Consider the following 21,450-nt stretch of genomic DNA (forward strand, 5'->3'; position numbering starts at 1 on the left):
TGTTATTTTTGCAGGTTTATAGGAGAAGAGATGAAAGATCAATTTGAACACATAGTTTATACTAAGAATGTTATTGAATTTGTAACTGTTGCAAACGAATTTTGTTTGTTATTGGAATCAAGTTCAAAAATTTCGAAACTTGAGTTTGTAGAAACGGCTCAAAAAATATTGCCATTGCTGTATTTAAAAGCAAGCATGTTACCGAAAAATGAGAGTGAGTTAGATGAGGAAGTTGAAAAATTTGTAACCGAATCGGATTGGGAGTTTATTCACTCTTCGGTGAAAAATAAGATGAGTGCGCACGATGAGTTTTTAGAAGTATTTGAGAATGATATGGAATACAGCGACACTCCATTAGTTGCTTCTATTTCTGAAAATTTTGCGGATATTTATCAGGATCTAAAAGATTTTATTACTTCCTATAAGATTGGAACGGTTGAGGTAATGAATGACGCACTTTGGGATTTGAACAATCACTTTTATGAGCATTGGGGACAAAAACTGGTGAATTCTCTTAGAGCAATTCATAAATTGTCCGCTGATAAAATTAACTTAGATGACGAATCGGAATTAGATATGAATTCAAATATCGATAATGCCGATTTGAGTGGATCCATTTTCTCGCAGCGTCAGAGAGAGTGGGGTGAAGACAATGAATAAGAAAAAATTAATTTTCGGAGTAAAAGAATATTAAATGTTGCCATTTCAAAAATCAATTACAGTAGAAGAAGCTAACAAAATGCCATTAAAGGCTTTCGAAGGAGATATTATTCTTGTAGATGAATATGAAAATCTTTTCGATGCGGTGAATTACCTAAAAAACTATCCTGTTTTAGGGTTTGATACCGAAACCAGACCATCGTTCAGAAAGGGAAAAATAAACGATGTAGCTTTACTTCAATTGGCAGCAAATTCAAAAACCTTTTTGTTCAGAATTAATAAAATAGGACTTCCTATAGAAATTATAGATCTTCTTAAAAATCCAAATATTGTTAAAGTAGGAGCTGCCATTAAAGATGATATTCGGTCTTTGCAAAAACTAAACGATTTTGATGCCAACGGGTTTTTAGAGTTACAAGACTATGTTTCCAGATTTGGAATTGAAAGCTTTTCTTTAAAAAAACTATCTGCAATTGTATTGAATTTTAGAATTTCGAAAAGGCAGCAAGTTTCGAATTGGGAAGCGGAAACCCTAAGTCCCGGTCAGATAAGGTATGCAGCTACTGATGCATGGGTGTCTTTAAAGATATTTGAAAAACTTAAAGCTGCTGAACCGGAATTATAAGACTTACAAATTACTTAGGCTTTTTAAAAGTCGTAAACAACGAATGCCGGGAATTGCAATTCGTTAATCAGAAAAATACATTTCTAAATGATAGATTATCCAAAAGTATACCTGAGAAAAGGGAAGGAGCATTCTGTTAAAAGATTCCATCCTTGGATTTTTTCAGGTGCTGTAAGTAAAGTAGATGAAGGCTTACAAGAGGGAGATTTGGTATCGGTTTATAACGATAAAAATGATTTTTTAGCAATTGGGCATATCTCTATTGGGTCGATTGTGGTTCGAATTCTAAGCTTCGAAGAAAGAGAGATTAATCTTGATTTTTGGGTAGAAAAATTTCGTTCTGCTTGCAAGATGAGAAGAGCTGTTTCTCTTTATGGAAGAGAGGATAACAATGTATTCAGATTGGTACATGGCGAAGGTGATGGTCTGCCAGGTTTGATTATAGATTTCTATGCGGGAACAGCCGTAATGCAATGTCATTCGGTTGGTATGTATTTGCATCGTGAGGAAATAACCGAAGCCTTGCAAAGAACTTTTGGCGATGATTTGATTGCCGTTTTTGATAAATCGGAAGGAACCATTCCTTTTAAATCGGGAATTGAGCCAAAGAATGGATACCTTTTTGGCGAAACAGAATCATTTTCTGCCATGGAGAATGGTTTGAAATTTAATGTGGATTGGTTGAAGGGACAGAAAACAGGTTTCTTTATCGATCAGCGTGAAAACAGGAGCTTATTAGAGCATTATTCTAAAGGAAGATTGGTACTTAATATGTTTTGCTACACAGGAGGATTTTCATTTTATGCCATGCGGGGTGGTGCAGAATTGGTTCATTCGGTTGATAGTTCATCAAGAGCCATTGATATCACCAAAGAAAATGTTGAACTAAACTTTCCGGGAGACAAGCGCCATGAAGCCTTTGCAGAAGATGCCTTTAAGTTTTTGGATCAATCTTCGCAAAAATATGACCTGATTGTGCTCGATCCGCCAGCATTTGCAAAACACAAGAAAGTGTTGGATAATGCACTAAAGGGATACAAGCGCTTAAATAAAAAAGGATTCGAACAGATTAAACCAGGTGGAATTCTTTTTACTTTTTCGTGTTCGCAAGCGGTTAGCAAAGAAGATTTTAGAAAAGCAGTATTTGTTGCTGCGGCAAATGCAGGAAGAACTGTTCGCGTTCTGCATCAATTAACACAACCTGCTGATCATCCGGTTAATATTTATCATCCTGAAGGGGAGTACTTGAAAGGTTTGGTATTGTACGTGGAATAAGCAGTTTATTGTATTCCCAGTAATTAAATTTTTTAACTCACTAAAAAGAAACCATTTGAAATTTTCCGAATTTGATTTTTCTCCTGAAATAATGGAAGGGCTGGATGCCATGGGTTTCGAAACACCCTCACCTGTGCAGGAGTTGTCGATCCCAAAAATTATCGAAAACAAAGATATGATTGTTTGTGCTCAGACAGGCACAGGCAAAACTGCTGCCTATCTTTTGCCAGTAATGGACCAAATCCAAAAAAATCAGATTGATGGATTTAGCACTTTAATATTGGTTCCAACACGCGAGTTGGCCATGCAAATCGATCAGCAAATGGAAGGCTTTGGATACTTTGTTTCCATTACCTCATTATCGGTTTATGGTGGTGGTGATTCTTCGGTTTGGGATCAGCAGAAAAAAGGACTGATGGAAGGTGCAGATGTGGTAATAGCAACACCCGGAAGAATGATTTCACATCTGAATTTAGGCTATGTCGATACATCAAAAATTAAACATTTGATATTGGATGAGGCCGACAGAATGTTGGATATGGGTTTCTTTGAGGATTTGATGCAGATTGTTAGTTATCTTCCCAAAAAAAGACAAAACCTGATGTTTTCGGCCACTATGCCACCAAAAATAAGAGAGTTGGCACAAGAAATTTTGGTGGAACCCGAAAGCATTAATATCGCCATATCGAAACCGGCAGAAGGAGTTTTACAAGCTGCTTACATGCTTTACGAGGAGCAGAAAATACCATTAATTAGCCACTTGTTGAAAGGGAAAGATCTGAAAAGTGTAATTATATTCTCATCCACGAAAATGAATGTAAAAGCAATTACCAATGATCTTAAAAAACAAAAGTTTAAAGCGGCCGGAATACAGTCTGATTTAGAACAGAATGAGCGGGAAGAGGTATTGCGCGAGTTCAAAAACCGAAAACATCAAATACTGGTGGCTACAGATATTATTGCCAGAGGAATTGATATTGATTCAATCGACTTGGTAATTAATTTTGATGTGCCGGGCGATGCAGAGGATTACGTACACAGAGTGGGTAGAACTGCTCGTGCCGAGTCGGAAGGGGTTGCCTTGACTTTTATCACAACAAAAGATCAGAACGATTTTAAAAAGATTGAGGATTTAATTGAATCAGATGTGTTCAAGATTCCTGTACCAGCTGAACTTGGAGAAGCACCTGAATATAAACCTCGAACAAAATCAAGACCCAAAGGCAAACGAAAGTTCTTTAAAAGGAAAAAAGTAAATAAAAAATAATAATAAAGGATTAAATCAATAATTTAAGGCTATGAAAATTCTAAGAAACACTATTCCAGTTTCAGATGTTTATAATTTGATGAAATCTGGGGAATTAACTATAAATAGAAGTTATCAGAGAGGAAAAGGACTATGGCCTAACAATGCTAGATCTTATTTTATTGATACAATTTTAAATGATTTCCCTTTTCCAAAAGTTGTGTTAAGGCAAGTTGTAGATTTGAAGACTAAAAAATCAAAAAGAGAAATTATTGATGGTCAGCAGAGATTAACTACAATACGAGATTTCATCGAGAATAAGTTTAAATTAACATCGGTTAGCAAAAAATATGCGGGGATGTCTTATGAGGATTTGCCAGAAGAAGTTTCGGCTGCACTATTGTCATATGAAATTTCAATTGATAATATAGTTACAGCAACTACAGAAGAGATATTAGAGATTTTTCGCAGAATCAATTCATACACGTTACCGCTAAATACCTCAGAAAAAAGGCATGCAACTTTTCAAGGAAAATTTAAATGGTTTATTAGTAATCTTACCGAATATGTTACGCCTTTTTTTGAGAATTATAAGACATTATCCTTAAGAGAAATATCTCGAATGATGGATGCTGACCTTATTACTGAGTGTTGTCAGTTGTGCATTGATGGAGTTCAAAATAGAGGTGCTTCTAAACTTGATAATATTTATAAGGAAAATGATGAATCTTTTGATTTAGAGGAAGAAATTTATGAAAAAGTAATTTCATCTTTTAATTTTATTAAAGATAATCTTACTGAAGTTTTTGATAGTTGTAAAGTTCCATCGTATATATTTTATTCTTTGATGGGAGCATTAATATATAATAAATATGGATTACCTGATGCTAAAAATGACTTTCAAGATTTAGAACCATCAGGAAGTTTTGCAAATGAGGTAAATCAAGTTAGAGATGAATTAATAAGAATGTTTTCAGAAGCTGAGGAAAAAGATGAAGATGGGAAATATTTAAATTTTGTTAAGGCATCTATTGCAACGACTCATAGTTATAAAAATAGACTAATGCGAATCCAGACGATTGTTTCAGTTCTTCAGAATTAATGCGACACCTATCTCACAAAAGAAATCGATTTATAAAAGTTGCTAATGATTATTCTGGTTTGCTTTCTTATGAGGATGGTAAAAATCAAATAATAGCGTCTTCTGGAGTGTTAAATTCAATTTGGAATAATTGGAATAATTTTTGGCGAGAATTCTGGATTGCGTATGTGAAAGGCGGGTATGATTTTTCTCAAAATAGAATAGCTCCGATTTATCCAAATTATACAGATAAACAAGCATGTCATTATTTGCTTTATTTATGCGGAAAAAGAAGAAGGCATAATGTTGGGGATAGTATAACTTATAATAATCAAGAAGCAACATGGGGTGATCCCAATATAATTTCTAGTCTGGCAACAGGTTTAGTACGACATCATTCATATATGAATTACGTATTGGGGGTTTTAAATCATTATCAGATTCCCATAATGCATTTGCAAAAAATAAGAAATACATTTATACATTTAAATAGTGAAAATGTAAATAATCTAAATACAATTTCTTCATATTATTCATTTTCTCCGAATCAAGATTTAATAGATATCTTGGATGCTAGGGATATTGGGGCAAATGTAAGATGTTTTGATAATCTTGTTAGTAATATGAAAGGAATGATTATTAATTTATAAACACTAACTAAAATGACCCAAGCTGAATCTTACGACATGATTGTTGTGGGCGCAGGCATTAGTGGATTAAGCCTTGCGAATCATATTGCCCGATCGGGAAAGAAAGTATTAGTTGTTGATGCTGCCAATAAAATTGGCGGATGTTTAAATACCTGTTACAAAGATGATTTTTGGGTTGAGATGGGGGCGCATACTTTTTATGCTACCTATACCAATTTAATCGATCTGATTCAGAAAAATGGATTGGAGCAAGACATTCTTGCTCGCGAGAAAGTTGGCATGAAAGTGTTTACTGATAAGCACGAGAAAATCATGAAGGGGGTAAATAAGTTTGAGTTAATGCGATCGGTTCCCAATTTGTTTTTCACGAAACGAGATGGAAAAACCGTTAAGGAATATTTTGGTAAAATTGTTGGACCAAAGAACTATGATAAAGTATTTACTCGCATGTTTAGTGCCGTAATTGTGCAGAATGCCGATAATTTTTCAGCAGAATATTTTCTAAAACGACGCAAAACCAAAAGCAAGAAGCACCCTAAGAGTTTTATTCTTAAAAAAGGAATGTCAAGCTTTATGGAAGCCCTTGCTGCACATCAGAATATTAAAGTTCAACTCCACACTAAAATCAATCAGCTTGCTAAAAATAGCGATGGTTTTAAAGTACTTGCCGAATCGGGTGAAATATATCAATCTAAGGATATTGCTTTGGCGGTTTCCCCAAAAATTGCTTCGAAACTAATCAAAGGTTTAAATACCGATTTATCAGATGTTTTGGCTGCTTATCCTATCCAAAGCATTGAGACACGCACAGTGGTTTTGCCAAAGGAAAAACTGAATTTTGATCCTGTTTCATTTATTATTCCATTACAGGGATCTTGTTTTTCAATGGTTACTCGCGATGTTATGACTCACGAAAAAATGAGAGGATTTGCATTCCATTTTGAAGAAAACCAGATCTCGAAAGATGAGCAGGAAAAATTTATGAAAGACTTGCTTCTTGTTGATTCTTTGGGTGCTGAAACGGTTGAAACAAAGCACCAATTGCCTTTAATCAAAACAGGTCATTCGAAGAGCTTATCAAAAATTAAGCTTTTGGCAGAAGAAACCGGAATTTACATTACCGGAAATTACTTTAATGGTTTGTCATTGGAGGATTGCGTTGAACGATCGAAACAAGAATTTGAACGATATGCTGAGAATTGTAAATGAATTCGTAGGAATTACGAATTGAATATTACGAATTGCAATCGTTCTTAAGAAATTCGAATATTCTTGTTTGAAAGAACTTGTATTTATATCTCACATCTCATACCTGATAAAAATGAAAAATTATATATCCACTATAACGAAAAGCTTGCAATTGCAGGCTTTTCAAGTAGAAAACACAATACAATTGTTAAGCGAAGGGGCTACATTGCCGTTTATTGCCCGTTATCGTAAAGAGATGACCGGTAGTTTGGACGAGGTTCAGATAGCCAATGTAAAAGAGGAATTGGCTCGATTAACTGAGCTTGACAAAAGACGAGAAAGCATTCTTGAGGCGATTGACAAGCAAGAGAAACTTACCGATGAATTACGAGCCAGAATTGAAGCTTGTAAGGAGCTGAATCAGTTGGAAGATTTGTATTTGCCATACAAACAAAAGCGCAAAACCCGAGCTGTAAAAGCCAAGGAAAAAGGCTTGGAGCCTTTGGCTAAGATCCTAATGAAACAAGTGGAGCATGATGTGGAATCCAGGGCAAGTCGGTTTGTAAACGATGAGGTTGCTGACGAGCATGAAGCACTGCAAGGTGCACGTGATATTATTGCAGAGTGGGTAAACGAGAATGAAATTTCGCGTAATTCGGTTCGGGGTATTTTTCAGCGACAGGCGGTAATTCGTTCCAAACTAATTAAAGGCAAGGAGGAAGAAGGAGAAAAGTTTAAAGACTATTTTGAGTCGGAAGAGCCATTGAAAAGATGTGCTTCGCATCGTATGCTGGCTTTAAGAAGAGGCGAGGCGGAAGGAATTTTACGATTGGAAATTGCTCCAAAGGAAGAAGATGTATTGGATAGCTTGTACAGAATCTTTATCAAAGGAAATACCGAAGCTTCGGAGCAGGTTGAGATAGCCGTAAAAGATGCCTATAAAAGATTACTAAGCTCTTCGATTGAAACAGAGTTTGCAAAATCCTCGAAAGAGGAAGCAGATAAAGAAGCCATTCGTGTGTTCTCCGAAAATTTACGCCAATTGTTGCTGTCTTCCCCATTGGGACAGAAGCGTGTTTTGGCAATTGATCCGGGATACAGAACAGGTTGCAAAGTGGTTTGTTTGGATGCTCAGGGAAATCTTTTGCACAACGAAACCATATATCCGCATGCACCACAAAATCAGGGAAAAATGGCAGCCAAAAAGTTGACCAATATGGTGGAAACCTACAACATACAAGCCATTGCCATTGGGAATGGAACAGCTAGCCGGGAAACAGAACGATTTGTGACCCATTTGCATTACGACAGAAAAGTACAGGTGTTTGTAGTAAGCGAAGCAGGAGCCTCAATTTATTCAGCATCGAAAGTGGCTCGTGAGGAATTTCCACAGTATGATGTTACCGTGCGTGGTGCAGTTTCTATTGGCAGAAGACTAATGGATCCACTGGCAGAATTGGTGAAAATCGATGCCAAATCGATTGGAGTAGGGCAGTACCAGCATGATGTTGATCAAAATTTATTGAAACAGAGTTTGGATCAGGTTGTGGAATCGTGCGTAAACAAGGTTGGTGTAAATTTGAATACAGCAAGTAAGCATTTGTTGACTTACGTATCTGGCTTGGGACCACAGTTGGCACAGAACATTGTAGACTACCGCGCTGAGAATGGCACTTTTTCATCCCGTAAGGAGATCACGAAAGTGAAACGAATGGGAGCAAAGGCCTTCGAACAATGTGCTGGTTTCCTAAGAATTCTAAACTCCGAAAATCCATTAGACAATTCGGCTGTGCATCCCGAATCGTATGGAATAGTAAAGCAAATGGCAAAAGATGTGAACTGCACTGTTGCTGATTTGATTGCAGATCAAAATCTGCGCAAGCAAATTGATTTAAACAAGTATGTAAGCAATGAAGTTGGATTGCCAACGCTTAAAGATATTATGGAAGAGTTGGAAAAGCCGGGACGCGATCCGCGAACGGTAATTAAGGTTTTCCAGTTTAAAGAAGGTATTTACAAGATTGACCAATTGGAGGTTGGAATGGAAATGCCTGGCATTGTTACCAACATCACCAATTTTGGTGCTTTTGTTGATGTGGGTGTGAAGCAAGATGGATTGGTACACATTTCACAATTGGCTAATCGATTTGTTTCCGATCCGGCAGATGTGGTGCAGCTTCATCAGCATGTTAATGTGAAAGTAATTGAGGTGGATGTTGCCCGAAAGCGCATTCAGCTATCGATGAAAGATTGTGAGCAGTAGTATCGAGCTTTGTATGGCGGTTTGGATAGTCTGATTTCGATTAAAAATATTCGCCGTAAATGTGTAGCTCTATTTTTGCCTTAACTAAACTCAAGTGATTTTGTGCCTCCCCAGCTTTCGAGGCACAAATTGAGAGTGATTTTGAGCCTCCCGAGCCGGGGAGGCATATCTTTTAACTTTATTTTGTGCCTCTCTGGTTTTCGAGGCACAAATTGAGAGTGATTTTGAGCCTCCCGAGCCAGAGAGGCACAGATTTAGCCTTCATTTTGTGCCTCCCTGGTTTTCGAGGCACAAATTGAGAGTGATTTTGTGCCTCCCGAGTCAGAGAGGCACAGATTTAGCCTTCATTTTGTGCCTCCCCGGTTTTCGAGGCACAAATTACAAGTGATTTTGAGCCTCCCCAGCTTTCGAGGCACAATTCAGGCATTTATGATCAGAAAAAATACATCTTTTTGGAAAATTCCCTCTTCGTCTGCAATTTAAAGCTTAGAATTTGTTATCCTGCATTCTACCAGTATCTGCATTTATAATTATTTTCTATTTGTCAGGCATAAGTCTGCAAGATCAAAAAAAATCATTAGCGTATATGCTTAATGATTGTTCTTAATCATGCTTGTTTATAATAAAACTGGTAGAATTGGAAACTTTACAGGATGAAAAAAAATGCTATTGAGAAGTTTTAGCTATTTTTGACACTCAATAACGAAAAAAAAAGACTATGGATTTTAACGATCAGGATGTAATTATAGAGTGTCCGAATTGTAAAAAGGAAATGATTGTAAAGATTTTGGAGATTACCAATCATCATACGGTAAGTTGCCCTGAGTGTGGTGCTAAAATCGACTTATCGGCAAACGATCCATCGGCAAAATTGGGAATTCCTAAGAACTATAAGCCTTTTGAAGGACTGGATGAATACTTGAAAGAAGTAGAAGCAAAAAGAAATAAGTAGAGACGCAAAATCTTGCGTCTCCTTCTTTTATTAATCTGTTCTGTAATTATCGTCTGCTAACATTGCCGCCGCTCGAACTGTTCACATTCACCTTTGTTGGATCGCCATAGTAATTTACATCGCCACCTGAGCTTGCTGATACTTCGATAGATTCAATGGCATAAACGGAAACATCGCCGCCACTCGAAGCTTTGGCTCTACAATATTTAGCTTTTAAATCAGCGGCCCTTAAATCGCTACCACTGCTTGCTTTTCCGTAAAATGAATTGACTTTACCTGCAAGATTTGCATCGGCACCCGAACTAACCGAGCAAGTTAACTCATCAGCTTCGAGTTCAAGATCTGCATCAGCACCTGAACTTACCGAAATATCAAGCTCTTTAAATTTTAAAATACCATTCGATTTCAAATCCGAACCACTCGAAATGCTAATTGCATTTAGATCAACAAAAGTGACATAAACATCAAGTTTTTTGGCTCTGCGAATTGGGTCTTCCGTTTTGATGATTAATTTATCGCCCTTCACACGAGTAATAATCAAATCCAATAGATTTTCATCTGCCTCAACTCTTACCGATTCTTTATCGCCTTGTATTAGGTAAACATCAATTCCGCTACCTGATGAAATTGCGGTGAAAGAACCAACTTCTCTATCTTGTTTTACTACATTACCATTGCCGTTTTCTCCCCAAAATTGTGCATTTACATTTGATGAAAATACCAAAATCAATGCGATTAATGTAAGGGACTGTTTTTTCAATAATTTTTTCATGAGTATAATTTTTAGTTCATAAAATGAAATACTATGCGATTGGTGTTTGCACATTTATGACGCTGGTATTTATTATGCGGTTACAAGTTAAAAGACTTTATGACAGACTTTGCTGTTGCATTTTTGGCTTAAAACTTTTGAAAGCAAAGCTTGTTGAAGAAAAATTAAAGAAGAATTTACAATGTCTTTTCATCTGCTAAGTTGAATTGATTTAAAATTGCCAAAGCCTAATTTTAATAGTATGACAAAGAAAAACAGAATCATTAGTTACAAAAAGCTGGATGAGGATTTACTGGATCTGGTGAATAAGACATATCCAAATGGATTTGAAGATGCAGTTAAATCTTACATTCTTGGTCCAAACAAAAGCTTTTATGCATTCTCGGTAAGTACCGAAGAATATAATATTTTGGTGAAAGTGGAGGTAAATTACGACTTTGGATATGATGAGGATAATGAAGAGGCGGAAAATGAAACCGATATCGATTTAAATTAAGCAATGCTAAGAATATTTTAAAAATAAAAATTGTTAATCCAATTTTTGTTGCTTAGAACTCAATCTCTTCCTATATTTACGGCACATTTAATACTTAATAACTATGCTACCAAAGTTTTTATTAGCAGACAATTCGCAAGAGTTACCAGACACTCTTTTCATTGTTCACACTCGTTCCCCAAAATGCATTATCGAATGTGATGTAGAGGATTTTAATTCGAACCAGACAATTTACTGGATGGATAGAACTCCTGAAGACCAGAACTTAATAGAAGATTTACTGGATGAAGCCGAGACATTCTTTAATGATGAGTTAGAAAATCAGGAAGACCTTTATGACGAAGAATTCGACGATTAATTGATAGTGCAATGGGTAAAAAGCTACAAAGATCATCAAATAAAATGATTGCAGGTGTTTGTGCAGGAATTGCTGAATATATGGGTTTGGACATAACACTTGTTAGGGTTCTATATGTACTGATTTCTATTTTTAGTGCAGGTTTTCCGGGACTATTGGTCTATATTATTTTTTGGTTTGTTATGCCGGATTATTACGAAGTGTTATAATTTTTTTCTTTAAAGATATAATGGGAAAGCGAAAGCTTTCCTTTTTTTTGCCGTTTAATAAAATGTGTTACAAAACAGTAAAAAAATATTCAAAAACACCACATTTGTCATGATTTTGAATAGCACAATCTTCTATTTTTGCAGCGAATTTAAAGGAAGAATACATCACATCAGTTTTTGCTTTCTTAACTAATCGCAAAAACTAAATCATTTCTTTCTTAGGCACAAATACAAACACTTAAAGAATCTAACGGATGAACCTAAAAAAACTAATCCCTTTTGTTGGCTTGGTATGCATTGGTATGGGAGTTAAAGCACAAAATCTTCCATCAAAAACAAAGATAAACAGAAGCATCGACTTTGTAAGCAAGCATTTATGGAGAGGCAGCAATAGTGGAACTGCGCCAACCATCGAACCTACTCTGGAGTTGCAAACCGGTGGTTTTACTTTTGGAGCATGGGGAGCCTATGCAACTGATGATAGCTACCAGGAGGTTGACTTGTATGTTTTGTGCAACACCCCTTTATTTCAGTTTGGTGTTTACGATTTTTACTGTCCGCGACCAGACTTCGAAAACTCTAAATTCTTTGATTTCGATAGCGAGAACAGTGTACACTTGTTTGATGCTACGGTAAAATACAAGGGTTGTGAAAAGTTTCCTGTTTCGGTAATGGGCTCAGTTCTTTTCTATGGAGAGTTTGATAAGGATGAATATGGAGATCAGAATTATTCTACTTATTTCGAGTTGGGATATTCAAATTTAATTGGGGGTAAAAAATTCTCGTATGCACTGGGTTTTTCGCCATTCGAAGGAATGTACGATGATAAATTTAATGTGGTAAATGTAAATGTTACTATGTACGATGAGATTAAATTGACAGATAATTTCTCGGTTCCAGTTCGCGGTGGATTAACATTGAATCCGGCAAGCGAAAAGTTGTTTCTTACATTCGCTATTACTCTGAGATAAGATTAGATATTGAAAATATTTGTCAGGCTTCCTTTTTTTTGGAAGCCTTTTTTGTTTAAGGATAATTGCTGATATTTAAAAATCAGCGAAGAACAAACGAATGAGACTCATTTTGTGCTAATACTGGTTTAAATTGAAGAGTAATGAAATAATTGTAAACAGATGAAACTTACAAAATATCATATTGATGCTTTTACCGATAAATTATTTGGGGGCAATCCGGCTTGTGTTATTCCATTGAATGACTGGTTGCCGGATGAGTTGTTAAGCAATATCACCAAAGAAAACAATTTGGCAGAAACAGCTTTTTTTGTTCGCAAAGCCGACCGTTTTCAGATACGATGGTTTACTCCCGAAATTGAGATGGATCTTTGTGGACATGCTACATTGGCAACGGCTCATGTTATAAAGAAACATTTGAATTATCCCTTAGATAAAATTCTTTTTACATCGGCAAGTGGCGATTTGGGGGTAAGTTTTGATGATGAGAAATATGTTCTGGATTTTCCGGCAAGAATGCCTTTGCCCGCATCATTACCATCAACAATTGAAGATAGTTTGAATATTCAAGCTCTTGAAGTATTTCAGGCAAGAGATTATGTGTTATTGTATGAAACGGAAGATGATATACTTGCTTTGGCACCCGATGAAAACAAACTAAAAGCCATTGATTTGGGTAATGGAGGAATTGTTTGCACTGCTCGTGGCAGCGAATGTGATTTTGTTTCTCGATTCTTTACTCCCGGAGCCAGTATTTTCGAAGATCCGGTTACCGGATCGGCTCATTGTTCACTTATTCCTTTTTGGAGTGAGAAACTTGCTAAGCAAGAACTATTGGCAATGCAATTGTCTGATAGAAAGGGAGTGTTGTATTGTGCCAATAGCGAAGATCGGGTAAAAATTGCTGGTGACGCAGTAAGTTATAGTATTGGGGAAATTTATTTACAGGAATAATGGAGTATTTTGAAGAAGAGGCATACGAAAATCAGGATTTTTCGACCAATGCTATAAAAAAGGCTGAATATGATAATTGCAGGTTTGTGAATTGTTCTTTTGCCAACTCAGATCTATCGGGTGTAATTTTTCTGGAATGTGAATTCGATTCTTGCGACTTGAGTAATGCCAAGGTGAATCAGACTGCCTTTAGAGATATTCGATTTAAATCATGTAAAATGTTAGGAATTTCATTTCAAGATTGCAATAAGCTTCTACTCTCATTTGGTTTTGAAGATTGCATGCTAAATTTAAGTTCGTTTTATCAGCTGAAATTAAAGGCAACTCGGTTTATAAACTGTCAATTAAATGAAGTTGATTTTGCAGAATCAGATTTGACTCAGGCACTATTCCGGAATTGTAATTTGGCAGGCGCAGTGTTTGAATATACCAATTTGGAGAAAGCTGATCTGAGTTCAGCAATCAATTACTCCATACATCCTGAATCGAACAAAATTAAGAAAGCAAAATTTTCGGCTCAAGGTCTGGCTGGCTTGTTACAGCAATATGATATTGTAATCCAATAAAAAAGCGGCTGTCCTTTTTTGAGACAGCCGCCATATGTATATTATACCATTTAATTGTAAATAATGTGAGTTGGTTGAGTTCTCAGATCATTTCGGTATAATGCCGATGTTTAATTTGTTGCGTAAGCAACTTGTAAATTAAGAATCGGTATAATTGCTTAAATAGAAGGCTTGCTTAATTCTTTAGCCTTAGGAAAATCTACAGGTACTTTTGTCAGGTTGTGAGTGTAATTGGTGAAAGATATTTCCACTACCACTGCCAGCAAATCAATTAATGCTTTCTCATCGAATCCTATTGCATAAAAGTCTTCCAAAGAACTATCGCTGGCTCTACCTCTGTTAGTAGCGATATCGGCAGCAAGTCTGCTTAAAGCTCGTAATTTAGGATCTGCTGAATTTCCTTCTCTCAATTCAATGGTTTCTTCTTCTGAAAAGCCATTCATTTTCGAGATTGCGGTATGAGCAGCCAAACAATATTCGCATCCATTTACTTCCGATACGGCCAGTTTAATGGCTTCCAGTTCTTTTGTCGAAAAACTTCCTTTACCTGCCTTACCCGAATAGTTCAGATAGTTTTCTAATGTATCGCTTGAGTATCCTATTGTTGCATATAAATTAGGAACCATACCCAATTGACCTTTTACATTGTTTAAAATGTTTTGTGCTTTTTCGTCAAGCTGATTTACTGCTGGTACATTGATTGTTTTCATTTTTTTATCCTTTTGTAATTAATATTCTTATTTAATTGTCTATTACAAAAGTGCAGTAAATAAAAAGTGGAAAGAATGGCAATTCTTCCCACTGGCTTAGCAATTTTTCCTTTTCCTTACAATATCTTGCTTTTTTTAAAATCGGTTGGACTTTTTCCGACCACTTTACTAAAAAAACGACTAAACTGGGCTGCATCATTAAAGCCCAGTTCATAGCCAACTTCCTTGGCGGTTTTATCGGTATAAATAAACAAGCGTTTGGCTTCCAAACCAATTCTATCCTGAATCACTTGCAAAGGAGTTTTATCATTATACTCTCCAAATAAATTTGATATGGTTTTGGGTGATTTATTCAATAAATCGGCATAATCGGCAACCTTGTGTTTTTGTTTAAAGTGCATTTCAACCAATACATTAAATTGCCTGATGATATCCAATTTATCCTGATTAATCTCAGGATTTGTTAAGGTTTTTCGAGCAAGCCTGGTGCATTTGATAAGAAACCTTTTAAGTAATACTTGTAGCATCTCGCCCTGGATAAGATCTGCGTTCTCCAATTCTTCAAGAATAGCATCAATCAATAATGCAAAGCTTTCCTGTTCTTTTTTATCCAATGATACAATGGGCACATCCGAAGATCCAAAAAACAAATATCCATGGCACGACACTTCTTGATCGTGTTGTTGTATGCAATAAAATTCTCGATTGAATGACAATTGATTGAGAATGTCTTGACTATCTATTACACTCAGCCGATTTAAAGGTGTGAGAAAGAGAATTTGGTTCTCCTTTAAAGTATAATCAATTCCATCAACATTCAGTTTTGAACATCCCCTTCTTTGCCAAATCATTTTATAGGTCTGATTTTCATTAATCACCTCATGCGAAAAGGAAAAAAACGATGAATCTTTTTTGTTTGAATAAGTGTGTTGCATCGAAATTAGGCGTATTTAGATATTTTAAACGAACTATACCATTATTCTTGTTGATAAGGCAATAAATACGGTTTATATTTCAGATGGATGTTCTTTTCTGAACTTGTCCCAGTACGTATTTAATGTCGACTTCATATCCTTATGCAGCATTAATATCCCGACAAGGTTAGGCAGAGCCATTAGAACGATGGTAATACCAGATATGGTCCAAATGATTGTAGTATCGGCAAAGGATGCTATAAAAAATCCAACACAATAAATGATACGATAGGGAAGAACTCCTTTCACGCCAAATAAATAAGTAACCGATCGTCCTCCGTAATATGCCCAGGCTATTGCAGTTGAAAATGCAAATAACAAAAGTCCTATAGAAACAATCCATTTACCCCAATCGCCAAGTAAACTTCGTGTAAATGCTTCGGCAGTTAAAGGTGCAGAGTGTACCAACGATTTCCCTTTAAATATCACTCCGTTTTCCGACGTATACTTACCTTTTATAATGGTAATTTTACCATTGTATAAATTGTTTTTTGAATCGTATACCAAAACCTCTTCAGCAACAGAGCGTGCATTAATAATGCTTAGTTTATTTTTGATTTCACCATTCACCACATTTAAATCACCTGTAAATAAAGGTATTTCAGAAGTTCCGCTTAAATAATGATAGAGTTTTTCGCGATCAGTTTTATTAGAGTCGTCGTAATGTGCAGCCATAATTACCATATCGGTTTGTTGAAACTGATTTGGCAACTTTTCTGTCCATACTCCTGATGATAGAATTACCAATCCCGTAAGGGTACAAATTACAATGGTATCGATAAAGGGCTCAAGAATAGCAACCATACCTTCCGATACGGGTTCTTCGGTTCTTGCTGCGGCATGGGCAATTGGAGCAGAGCCTTGACCAGCCTCATTACTAAATAAACCACGATTAACACCTTTTGTTAATGCATAAGAAAAACCAGCTCCCAAGAAACCACCAACTGCAGCTGTTCCTGTAAAGACATTGGTAAATATCGATAGAAACGAAGGGATAATATTCTCGTAGTTGTAAAAGATTACCGCCAGTGCACCAACAAAATAGATCAATGCCATGGTAGGCACCAGTTTTTCGGTAACTTTTGCAATACGCTTGATACCGCCTAAAATTACAAATGCCAATAAAGTGGTAAGAATTCCACCTACCAGCATCTTGTTGAAACCAAATGTGGTAAACATGGAGTTGGAAATGGAGTTAATCTGAGGCAAACTACCAGTACCAAAGGATGAGAAAATGGTCATAGCAGCAAAGAAACCAGCCAGCCAACGCATGTTTAGCTTGTTTTTCATGTAGTACATTGGACCACCGGATATGAACCCTTTTTCGTCAGTTTCACGATATTTGTGCGATAGGGTAACCTCCACAAACTTTGTGGTCATCCCTAAAAAGGCAGTTACCAACATCCAGAAAAGTGCAGCTGGTCCACCCAAATAAATTGCCAATGCAACGCCGGCAATATTTCCGGTTCCAACGGTTCCCGATAGGGCTGTAGTTAGTGCCTGAAAGTGAGAAGCATCACCTTTCTCGCCAGGTTTGTCGTATTTTCCGCTAACAACTTTTAGGGCATGTTTAAAAAAGCGAAACTGTGGAAATTTAAGATAAATGGTATAAAATAGTCCTGTTCCGATTAGTAAAATAGGAAACCATTTGCTGCCTCCTAAATATCCTTCAATTAAAATTAGAAAATCATTAAGCTTATGCATAAACAAAGATTAAGGGTAAAGGTTGATGAAATAGTTTTAGAAAGTCAACTAAGATAAGGGTTTATTTTGAATAGAAAGAAAATTGACGGGTAGAATAATATAAAGCAGGTGAGTAGCTTCATCGCACCTGCTACTAAATTTATCGAAAAATATGTGATCATATAATTTGAAATATATAAATTTAGATTCTTATCATTAAAATATTATAAATCATTGTCCGAGAGGGCAAATTCATGTATAAAAAAACAAAAAATGAAAAGACTAACTTACGTGCTGTTACTTCTTGTTGTGGCAAATGTTAACGCACAGAACAACATTGACTTTCAGAAACCGCCAAAAGAAATATTGGAATTGGCTGATGTTGAACAGGCGCCATCGGTAATTGTTGATTATAGCAAAGAAAATATGCTGCTATATTATCGCAATGCTTACAGAACCATTGAGGAATTATCACAGGAGGAATTGCGCTTGGGAGGATTAAGAATCGATCCTAAAACCAATATTGATAGCAGAAAAAATTATTATAATACGATCAAAATAAAAAAACTGAATTCGAAGTCTGACGAAGAGATTCAAGTTAAAGGTTTCCCTAAGGATGCTCGGCTAACAAATTTTCGTTGGTCACCGGATCAGTCGAAATTGGCTATGACAAACACTACAAATAAAGGAGTGGAAGTGTGGATTCTGGATAAAAAATCTGTAACAGCCAAAAGAATTACAGAAGCAAATGTTAATGCCAATTTAAAAAATCCAATTAATTGGTTTAAAGATAGTGAGGCCGTACTGGTAAAGCTTGTTACAGAAGATAGAAAAGAGTTAATTAATACTGAAAGTTCAGTTCCATCAGGACCAACCATTTCGGAGAATAATGGTAAAAAAGCCCAGAACAGAACCTATCAAGACTTATTAAAAAACAAGAATGACGAGTTTAACTTTGAGCAGTTGGCAATGTCCGATTTGTATAAAGTAAAAATGGATGGAACAAAAGAAAAATGGTTGCCCGCTGCAATGTACAAGGGCATAAGCTTTTCTCCTGACGGAAATTATGTGATGGTTTCCGTGGTCGAAAAACCATTCTCTTACTTGGTGCCATATGGTCGTTTCCCATCAAAAGTTACAGTGTATACAAAAGATGCAAAGAAAGTGGAAGATGTACTTACCGTTCCTTTAATTGAAGATTTGCCGAAAGGTTTTATGGCCGTTAGAAAAGGCAGAAGAAAACTAAGTTGGAGATTGGATGTGCCTTCATCTTTGATTTATGCAGAAGCTTTAGATGGTGGTGATCCTGCAAACCAGGTAGAGTTTAGAGATGAAATTTTTCAACTGGATGCACCATTTAAGGGAAAAGGAAAAAGCATTGTAAAAACCATTAACCGTTTTTCCCGCATAAATTGGGGTAACGAGAACATAGCAGTGGTACAAGATTATTGGTGGAATACAAGAAATGTAAAAGCGTACACTTTCAATCCATCTGATGCTTCTGTAGAACCAAGCGTAATCATAGATCGAAATTATCAAGATAAATACAGTGATCCGGGCGAGTTTGTTACTTCAAAAAATAAATTTGAAAAATACACCCTGGCCATGGAGGGGGATAATGTTTTCTTATTGGGGGATGGATTTTCAAAAGAAGGTCAATTTCCATTTTTGGATAAACTGAATTTGAAAACGAAAAAAACCAAACGATTATATCAATCTACATACACCGATAAGCTTGAAGATTTATGGGATTTTGATGTGAAAAAGAAGCAGTTGTTGGTTCGTATAGAATCTAAAAATGAATATCCCAACTACTATTTCAAAAATCTAAAAGGGAATAAACTAAAGCAGCTTACCTCTTTCGAGAATCCATTCAAGAGTATTGAAGGAGTTCACAAAGAGGTTATCAATTATAAAAGGAATGATGGTGTTGATTTATCCGGGACCTTATACCTGCCGATAGGATATGATATGAAGAAAAAGGAAAAAGTTCCAATGATACTGTGGGCTTATCCGAAAGAGTTTAAAGATAAGAAAAGTGCAGGGCAAACAACAGCAAACCCCAATAAGTTTACTTATTTACACTGGGCTTCTCCACTATTTTGGCTGGCACGTGGGTATGCGGTTTTGGATGATGCAGCTTTCCCAATTGTTGGAGAAGGCGACGAAGAACCAAATGACACTTTCCGTTCGCAATTGGTTGCCAACGCTAAGGCTGCTATCGATGCGGTTGATGCAATGGGATATATCGATAGAAATCGAGTGGTATGTGGAGGGCATAGTTATGGAGCCTTTATGGTGGCCAACCTATTAACACATTCCGATTTGTTTGCAGCAGGTATTGCTCGAAGTGGCGCTTACAACCGAACACTTACCCCATTTGGTTTTCAACGTGAAGAAAGAAACTACTGGGAAGCACCAGAGGTTTATTACACCATGTCGCCATTTATGCATGCCGAAAAAATGAAGAGTGCTTTGTTGTTGATTCACGGTAAAGCTGATAACAATTCGGGAACCTATCCAATGCAAAGTGAGCGTTACTTTAATGCTTTAATAGGATTAGGAGCAACAGTTCGTTTGGTAATGCTGCCCAAAGAAAGTCACTCATACCGTGCTAAGGAAAATATTTTGCACATGTTATGGGAACAAGATCAATGGCTTGAGAAACATGTAAAAAATAGAAAAAGAGAGCTTGCTGAAAATTAAGAGATATTAAATGCACGATCTAAAGCTCGCATAGTGATATGTGGGCTTTACGTTTAGTTAGAATGATGATAAATATCTGCTGGTTGCTATTGACATTATAATAACGTGAGTTCGACGTAAAATTCTATCCACAGAAAGTTATATTTGGGATAGATTTGCATTAAAAATTTGGAAAGAATAGCGTGCTATTTTGAGGAATTTTTAATGTGAAGATGTCGTAAAGAGAACTTTCCATTATGTGTTTGCCTGCTTTCGGCATAAATTTCCTCAAATCTTCTTGAAATATCCCGATATTCCTTCGAAAATTTGAGAAAATTTCTACTCAAAATCAGATCAAACTGTGAACGAATTTTACCTCGAACTCACGTTATAATATATTTAACAATTGTTATTCTAATAAGAGGTAGCCGAAAATCTTTGCGAGTAGGCAAAATTGTAATACTTATAATTATGAGATTAGTTTTTACCACACTTTGTTTATTAATTTTTACAAGCATTGTTTCGGCTCAAACAGAGCGAGGCAAGTTTTTAATTTGAGCACAGTCTAATTTGAGTTTTAGTTCATTGGATACGGAAGTGAAATCAGATATGGGTGATGAAGATTTTGGATCAAATAAAGAATTCGAATTTGCTCCTCAAATAGGATATTTTGCTACAGATGGTTTGGCAATAGGTGCTGAGTTATCATTTACTTCATCTAAACAAGAAGATGAAGATGGTGACGAATTTAAAATGAATACCATTGCATTCGTTCCTTTTGCAAGATATTATTTTGGAGAAACCAATGTTAAGCCATATTTACATCTAGGGCTAGGGATTGGTTCGGCGAAAGAAGAATCAGATTTTAATGATCAGGACTATAGCTTGACAGTCTATGAATTTGGCGGAGGAATGGCAATTTTCATAAATGAGTCTATAGCTGTTGATTTAGGTTTGGGATATGCTTCAACAACTTTGAAACCAGATGGAGATTTTAGTGGCGACCCCAAAATTGTAACTAGTGGTTTGGCTTTCCAAGCTGGTTTTTCTTTTTTCTTATAAAGTAAAGTATAAAATAAGCAATGCTGCAATTTCATACAATTGTAGCATTTTTTATGCGATTAAGCTAGGT

The 21,450-nt window shown here is 36.1% G+C and carries 21 protein-coding genes; 17 read left to right on the plus strand and 4 right to left on the minus strand.

What is annotated here, in order from left to right:
- The first annotated feature begins 30 nt into the window (after window positions 1–30).
- The 9 genes from ACO05S_RS13140 (at window position 31) to ACO05S_RS13180 (ending at window position 9,940) form a co-directional block, all read left to right on the plus strand.
- A complete protein-coding gene (locus tag ACO05S_RS13140; RefSeq protein WP_421918464.1) occupies window positions 31–660 on the plus strand; it encodes a DUF5063 domain-containing protein in 630 nt (209 codons plus the stop codon).
- A 34-nt stretch (window positions 661–694) separates the two neighbouring features.
- The gene (locus ACO05S_RS13145; protein WP_421918465.1) at window positions 695–1,285 is read left to right on the plus strand and encodes a 3'-5' exonuclease; all 591 of its coding nucleotides are present in this window, start codon (window positions 695–697) and stop codon (window positions 1,283–1,285) included.
- An 87-nt stretch (window positions 1,286–1,372) separates the two neighbouring features.
- Window positions 1,373–2,560, plus strand: a complete 1,188-nt coding sequence (locus tag ACO05S_RS13150; protein WP_421918466.1) for a class I SAM-dependent rRNA methyltransferase — start codon at window positions 1,373–1,375, stop codon at window positions 2,558–2,560.
- A gap of 55 nt (window positions 2,561–2,615) precedes the next feature.
- Window positions 2,616–3,827 carry a DEAD/DEAH box helicase gene (locus ACO05S_RS13155; RefSeq protein WP_421918467.1) on the plus strand — a complete coding sequence of 404 codons (1,212 nt, stop codon included), beginning with the start codon at window positions 2,616–2,618 and terminating at the stop codon, window positions 3,825–3,827.
- 31 nt (window positions 3,828–3,858) lie between these two features.
- Complete coding sequence (locus ACO05S_RS13160) at window positions 3,859–4,908, plus strand: DUF262 domain-containing protein (protein WP_421918468.1); 1,050 nt, start codon at window positions 3,859–3,861, stop codon at window positions 4,906–4,908.
- Window positions 4,908–5,537, plus strand: coding sequence for a hypothetical protein (locus tag ACO05S_RS13165; protein WP_421918469.1), 630 nt, complete (start codon window positions 4,908–4,910; stop codon window positions 5,535–5,537). Before ACO05S_RS13160 ends, ACO05S_RS13165 begins: the two co-directional genes overlap by 1 nt.
- A gap of 12 nt (window positions 5,538–5,549) precedes the next feature.
- The gene (locus ACO05S_RS13170) at window positions 5,550–6,746 is read left to right on the plus strand and encodes a protoporphyrinogen/coproporphyrinogen oxidase (protein ID WP_421918470.1); all 1,197 of its coding nucleotides are present in this window, start codon (window positions 5,550–5,552) and stop codon (window positions 6,744–6,746) included.
- Between the two features lie 112 nt (window positions 6,747–6,858).
- The gene (locus tag ACO05S_RS13175; RefSeq protein ID WP_421918471.1) at window positions 6,859–8,988 is read left to right on the plus strand and encodes a Tex family protein; all 2,130 of its coding nucleotides are present in this window, start codon (window positions 6,859–6,861) and stop codon (window positions 8,986–8,988) included.
- A gap of 718 nt (window positions 8,989–9,706) precedes the next feature.
- Entirely contained in the window at window positions 9,707–9,940 is a 234-nt protein-coding gene (locus tag ACO05S_RS13180; protein ID WP_421918472.1) for a hypothetical protein, read from the plus strand.
- Between the two features lie 46 nt (window positions 9,941–9,986).
- Here ACO05S_RS13180 and ACO05S_RS13185 read toward each other — a convergent pair whose 3' ends face one another.
- Window positions 9,987–10,712 carry a head GIN domain-containing protein gene (locus tag ACO05S_RS13185; protein WP_421918473.1) on the minus strand — a complete coding sequence of 242 codons (726 nt, stop codon included), beginning with the start codon at window positions 10,710–10,712 and terminating at the stop codon, window positions 9,987–9,989.
- Window positions 10,713–10,953: 241 nt separating this feature from the next.
- Between ACO05S_RS13185 and ACO05S_RS13190 the strand changes: the two genes are divergently transcribed.
- The 6 genes from ACO05S_RS13190 to ACO05S_RS13215 all read left to right on the plus strand — a co-directional run bounded on the left by ACO05S_RS13190 (window position 10,954) and on the right by ACO05S_RS13215 (window position 14,266).
- Window positions 10,954–11,208 carry a hypothetical protein gene (locus ACO05S_RS13190; RefSeq protein WP_421918474.1) on the plus strand — a complete coding sequence of 85 codons (255 nt, stop codon included), beginning with the start codon at window positions 10,954–10,956 and terminating at the stop codon, window positions 11,206–11,208.
- Between the two features lie 103 nt (window positions 11,209–11,311).
- Window positions 11,312–11,566 carry a hypothetical protein gene (locus ACO05S_RS13195; protein WP_421918475.1) on the plus strand — a complete coding sequence of 85 codons (255 nt, stop codon included), beginning with the start codon at window positions 11,312–11,314 and terminating at the stop codon, window positions 11,564–11,566.
- 11 nt (window positions 11,567–11,577) lie between these two features.
- Window positions 11,578–11,775 carry a PspC domain-containing protein gene (locus ACO05S_RS13200; protein WP_421918476.1) on the plus strand — a complete coding sequence of 66 codons (198 nt, stop codon included), beginning with the start codon at window positions 11,578–11,580 and terminating at the stop codon, window positions 11,773–11,775.
- A 254-nt stretch (window positions 11,776–12,029) separates the two neighbouring features.
- A complete protein-coding gene (locus ACO05S_RS13205; protein WP_421918477.1) occupies window positions 12,030–12,746 on the plus strand; it encodes a hypothetical protein in 717 nt (238 codons plus the stop codon).
- Window positions 12,747–12,908: 162 nt separating this feature from the next.
- Complete coding sequence (locus ACO05S_RS13210) at window positions 12,909–13,700, plus strand: PhzF family phenazine biosynthesis protein (RefSeq protein WP_421918478.1); 792 nt, start codon at window positions 12,909–12,911, stop codon at window positions 13,698–13,700.
- Complete coding sequence (locus tag ACO05S_RS13215) at window positions 13,700–14,266, plus strand: pentapeptide repeat-containing protein (RefSeq protein WP_421918479.1); 567 nt, start codon at window positions 13,700–13,702, stop codon at window positions 14,264–14,266. The genes ACO05S_RS13210 and ACO05S_RS13215 overlap by 1 nt, the downstream gene beginning before the upstream one ends.
- Window positions 14,267–14,424: 158 nt before the next feature.
- Here ACO05S_RS13215 and ACO05S_RS13220 read toward each other — a convergent pair whose 3' ends face one another.
- From ACO05S_RS13220 to ACO05S_RS13230, 3 genes are all read right to left on the minus strand, one after another.
- The gene (locus ACO05S_RS13220) at window positions 14,425–14,976 is read right to left on the minus strand and encodes a carboxymuconolactone decarboxylase family protein (protein ID WP_421918480.1); all 552 of its coding nucleotides are present in this window, start codon (window positions 14,974–14,976) and stop codon (window positions 14,425–14,427) included.
- 116 nt (window positions 14,977–15,092) lie between these two features.
- Window positions 15,093–15,911, minus strand: coding sequence for a helix-turn-helix domain-containing protein (locus tag ACO05S_RS13225; RefSeq protein WP_421918481.1), 819 nt, complete (start codon window positions 15,909–15,911; stop codon window positions 15,093–15,095).
- Between the two features lie 72 nt (window positions 15,912–15,983).
- On the minus strand, window positions 15,984–17,654 hold the full coding sequence (locus ACO05S_RS13230) for an alanine/glycine:cation symporter family protein (protein ID WP_421918482.1): 1,671 nt from the start codon (window positions 17,652–17,654) through the stop codon (window positions 15,984–15,986).
- Window positions 17,655–17,906: 252 nt separating this feature from the next.
- Between ACO05S_RS13230 and ACO05S_RS13235 the strand changes: the two genes are divergently transcribed.
- On the plus strand, window positions 17,907–20,339 hold the full coding sequence (locus ACO05S_RS13235) for an alpha/beta hydrolase family protein (RefSeq protein WP_421918483.1): 2,433 nt from the start codon (window positions 17,907–17,909) through the stop codon (window positions 20,337–20,339).
- Between the two features lie 549 nt (window positions 20,340–20,888).
- A complete protein-coding gene (locus ACO05S_RS13240; RefSeq protein WP_421918484.1) occupies window positions 20,889–21,380 on the plus strand; it encodes an outer membrane beta-barrel protein in 492 nt (163 codons plus the stop codon).
- The last annotated feature ends 70 nt before the right edge of the window (window positions 21,381–21,450 follow it).

Source organism: Marinifilum sp., from assembly GCF_965230805.1.
In the GTDB taxonomy this organism is placed as follows: Bacteria; Bacteroidota; Bacteroidia; order Bacteroidales; family Marinifilaceae; genus Marinifilum.

Coding starts and splice junctions, on each gene's coding strand:
- ACO05S_RS13235 (WP_421918483.1), top strand. CDS start 17,907: ATGAAAAGACTAACTTACGTGCTGTTACTTCTTGTTGTGGCAAATGTT.
- ACO05S_RS13160 (WP_421918468.1), top strand. CDS start 3,859: ATGAAAATTCTAAGAAACACTATTCCAGTTTCAGATGTTTATAATTTG.
- ACO05S_RS13205 (WP_421918477.1), top strand. CDS start 12,030: ATGAACCTAAAAAAACTAATCCCTTTTGTTGGCTTGGTATGCATTGGT.
- ACO05S_RS13180 (WP_421918472.1), top strand. CDS start 9,707: ATGGATTTTAACGATCAGGATGTAATTATAGAGTGTCCGAATTGTAAA.
- ACO05S_RS13220 (WP_421918480.1), bottom strand. CDS start 14,976: ATGAAAACAATCAATGTACCAGCAGTAAATCAGCTTGACGAAAAAGCA.
- ACO05S_RS13210 (WP_421918478.1), top strand. CDS start 12,909: ATGAAACTTACAAAATATCATATTGATGCTTTTACCGATAAATTATTT.
- ACO05S_RS13200 (WP_421918476.1), top strand. CDS start 11,578: ATGGGTAAAAAGCTACAAAGATCATCAAATAAAATGATTGCAGGTGTT.
- ACO05S_RS13185 (WP_421918473.1), bottom strand. CDS start 10,712: ATGAAAAAATTATTGAAAAAACAGTCCCTTACATTAATCGCATTGATT.
- ACO05S_RS13215 (WP_421918479.1), top strand. CDS start 13,700: ATGGAGTATTTTGAAGAAGAGGCATACGAAAATCAGGATTTTTCGACC.
- ACO05S_RS13230 (WP_421918482.1), bottom strand. CDS start 17,654: ATGCATAAGCTTAATGATTTTCTAATTTTAATTGAAGGATATTTAGGA.
- ACO05S_RS13225 (WP_421918481.1), bottom strand. CDS start 15,911: ATGCAACACACTTATTCAAACAAAAAAGATTCATCGTTTTTTTCCTTT.
- ACO05S_RS13195 (WP_421918475.1), top strand. CDS start 11,312: ATGCTACCAAAGTTTTTATTAGCAGACAATTCGCAAGAGTTACCAGAC.
- ACO05S_RS13165 (WP_421918469.1), top strand. CDS start 4,908: ATGCGACACCTATCTCACAAAAGAAATCGATTTATAAAAGTTGCTAAT.
- ACO05S_RS13140 (WP_421918464.1), top strand. CDS start 31: ATGAAAGATCAATTTGAACACATAGTTTATACTAAGAATGTTATTGAA.
- ACO05S_RS13150 (WP_421918466.1), top strand. CDS start 1,373: ATGATAGATTATCCAAAAGTATACCTGAGAAAAGGGAAGGAGCATTCT.
- ACO05S_RS13190 (WP_421918474.1), top strand. CDS start 10,954: ATGACAAAGAAAAACAGAATCATTAGTTACAAAAAGCTGGATGAGGAT.
- ACO05S_RS13145 (WP_421918465.1), top strand. CDS start 695: ATGTTGCCATTTCAAAAATCAATTACAGTAGAAGAAGCTAACAAAATG.
- ACO05S_RS13175 (WP_421918471.1), top strand. CDS start 6,859: ATGAAAAATTATATATCCACTATAACGAAAAGCTTGCAATTGCAGGCT.
- ACO05S_RS13170 (WP_421918470.1), top strand. CDS start 5,550: ATGACCCAAGCTGAATCTTACGACATGATTGTTGTGGGCGCAGGCATT.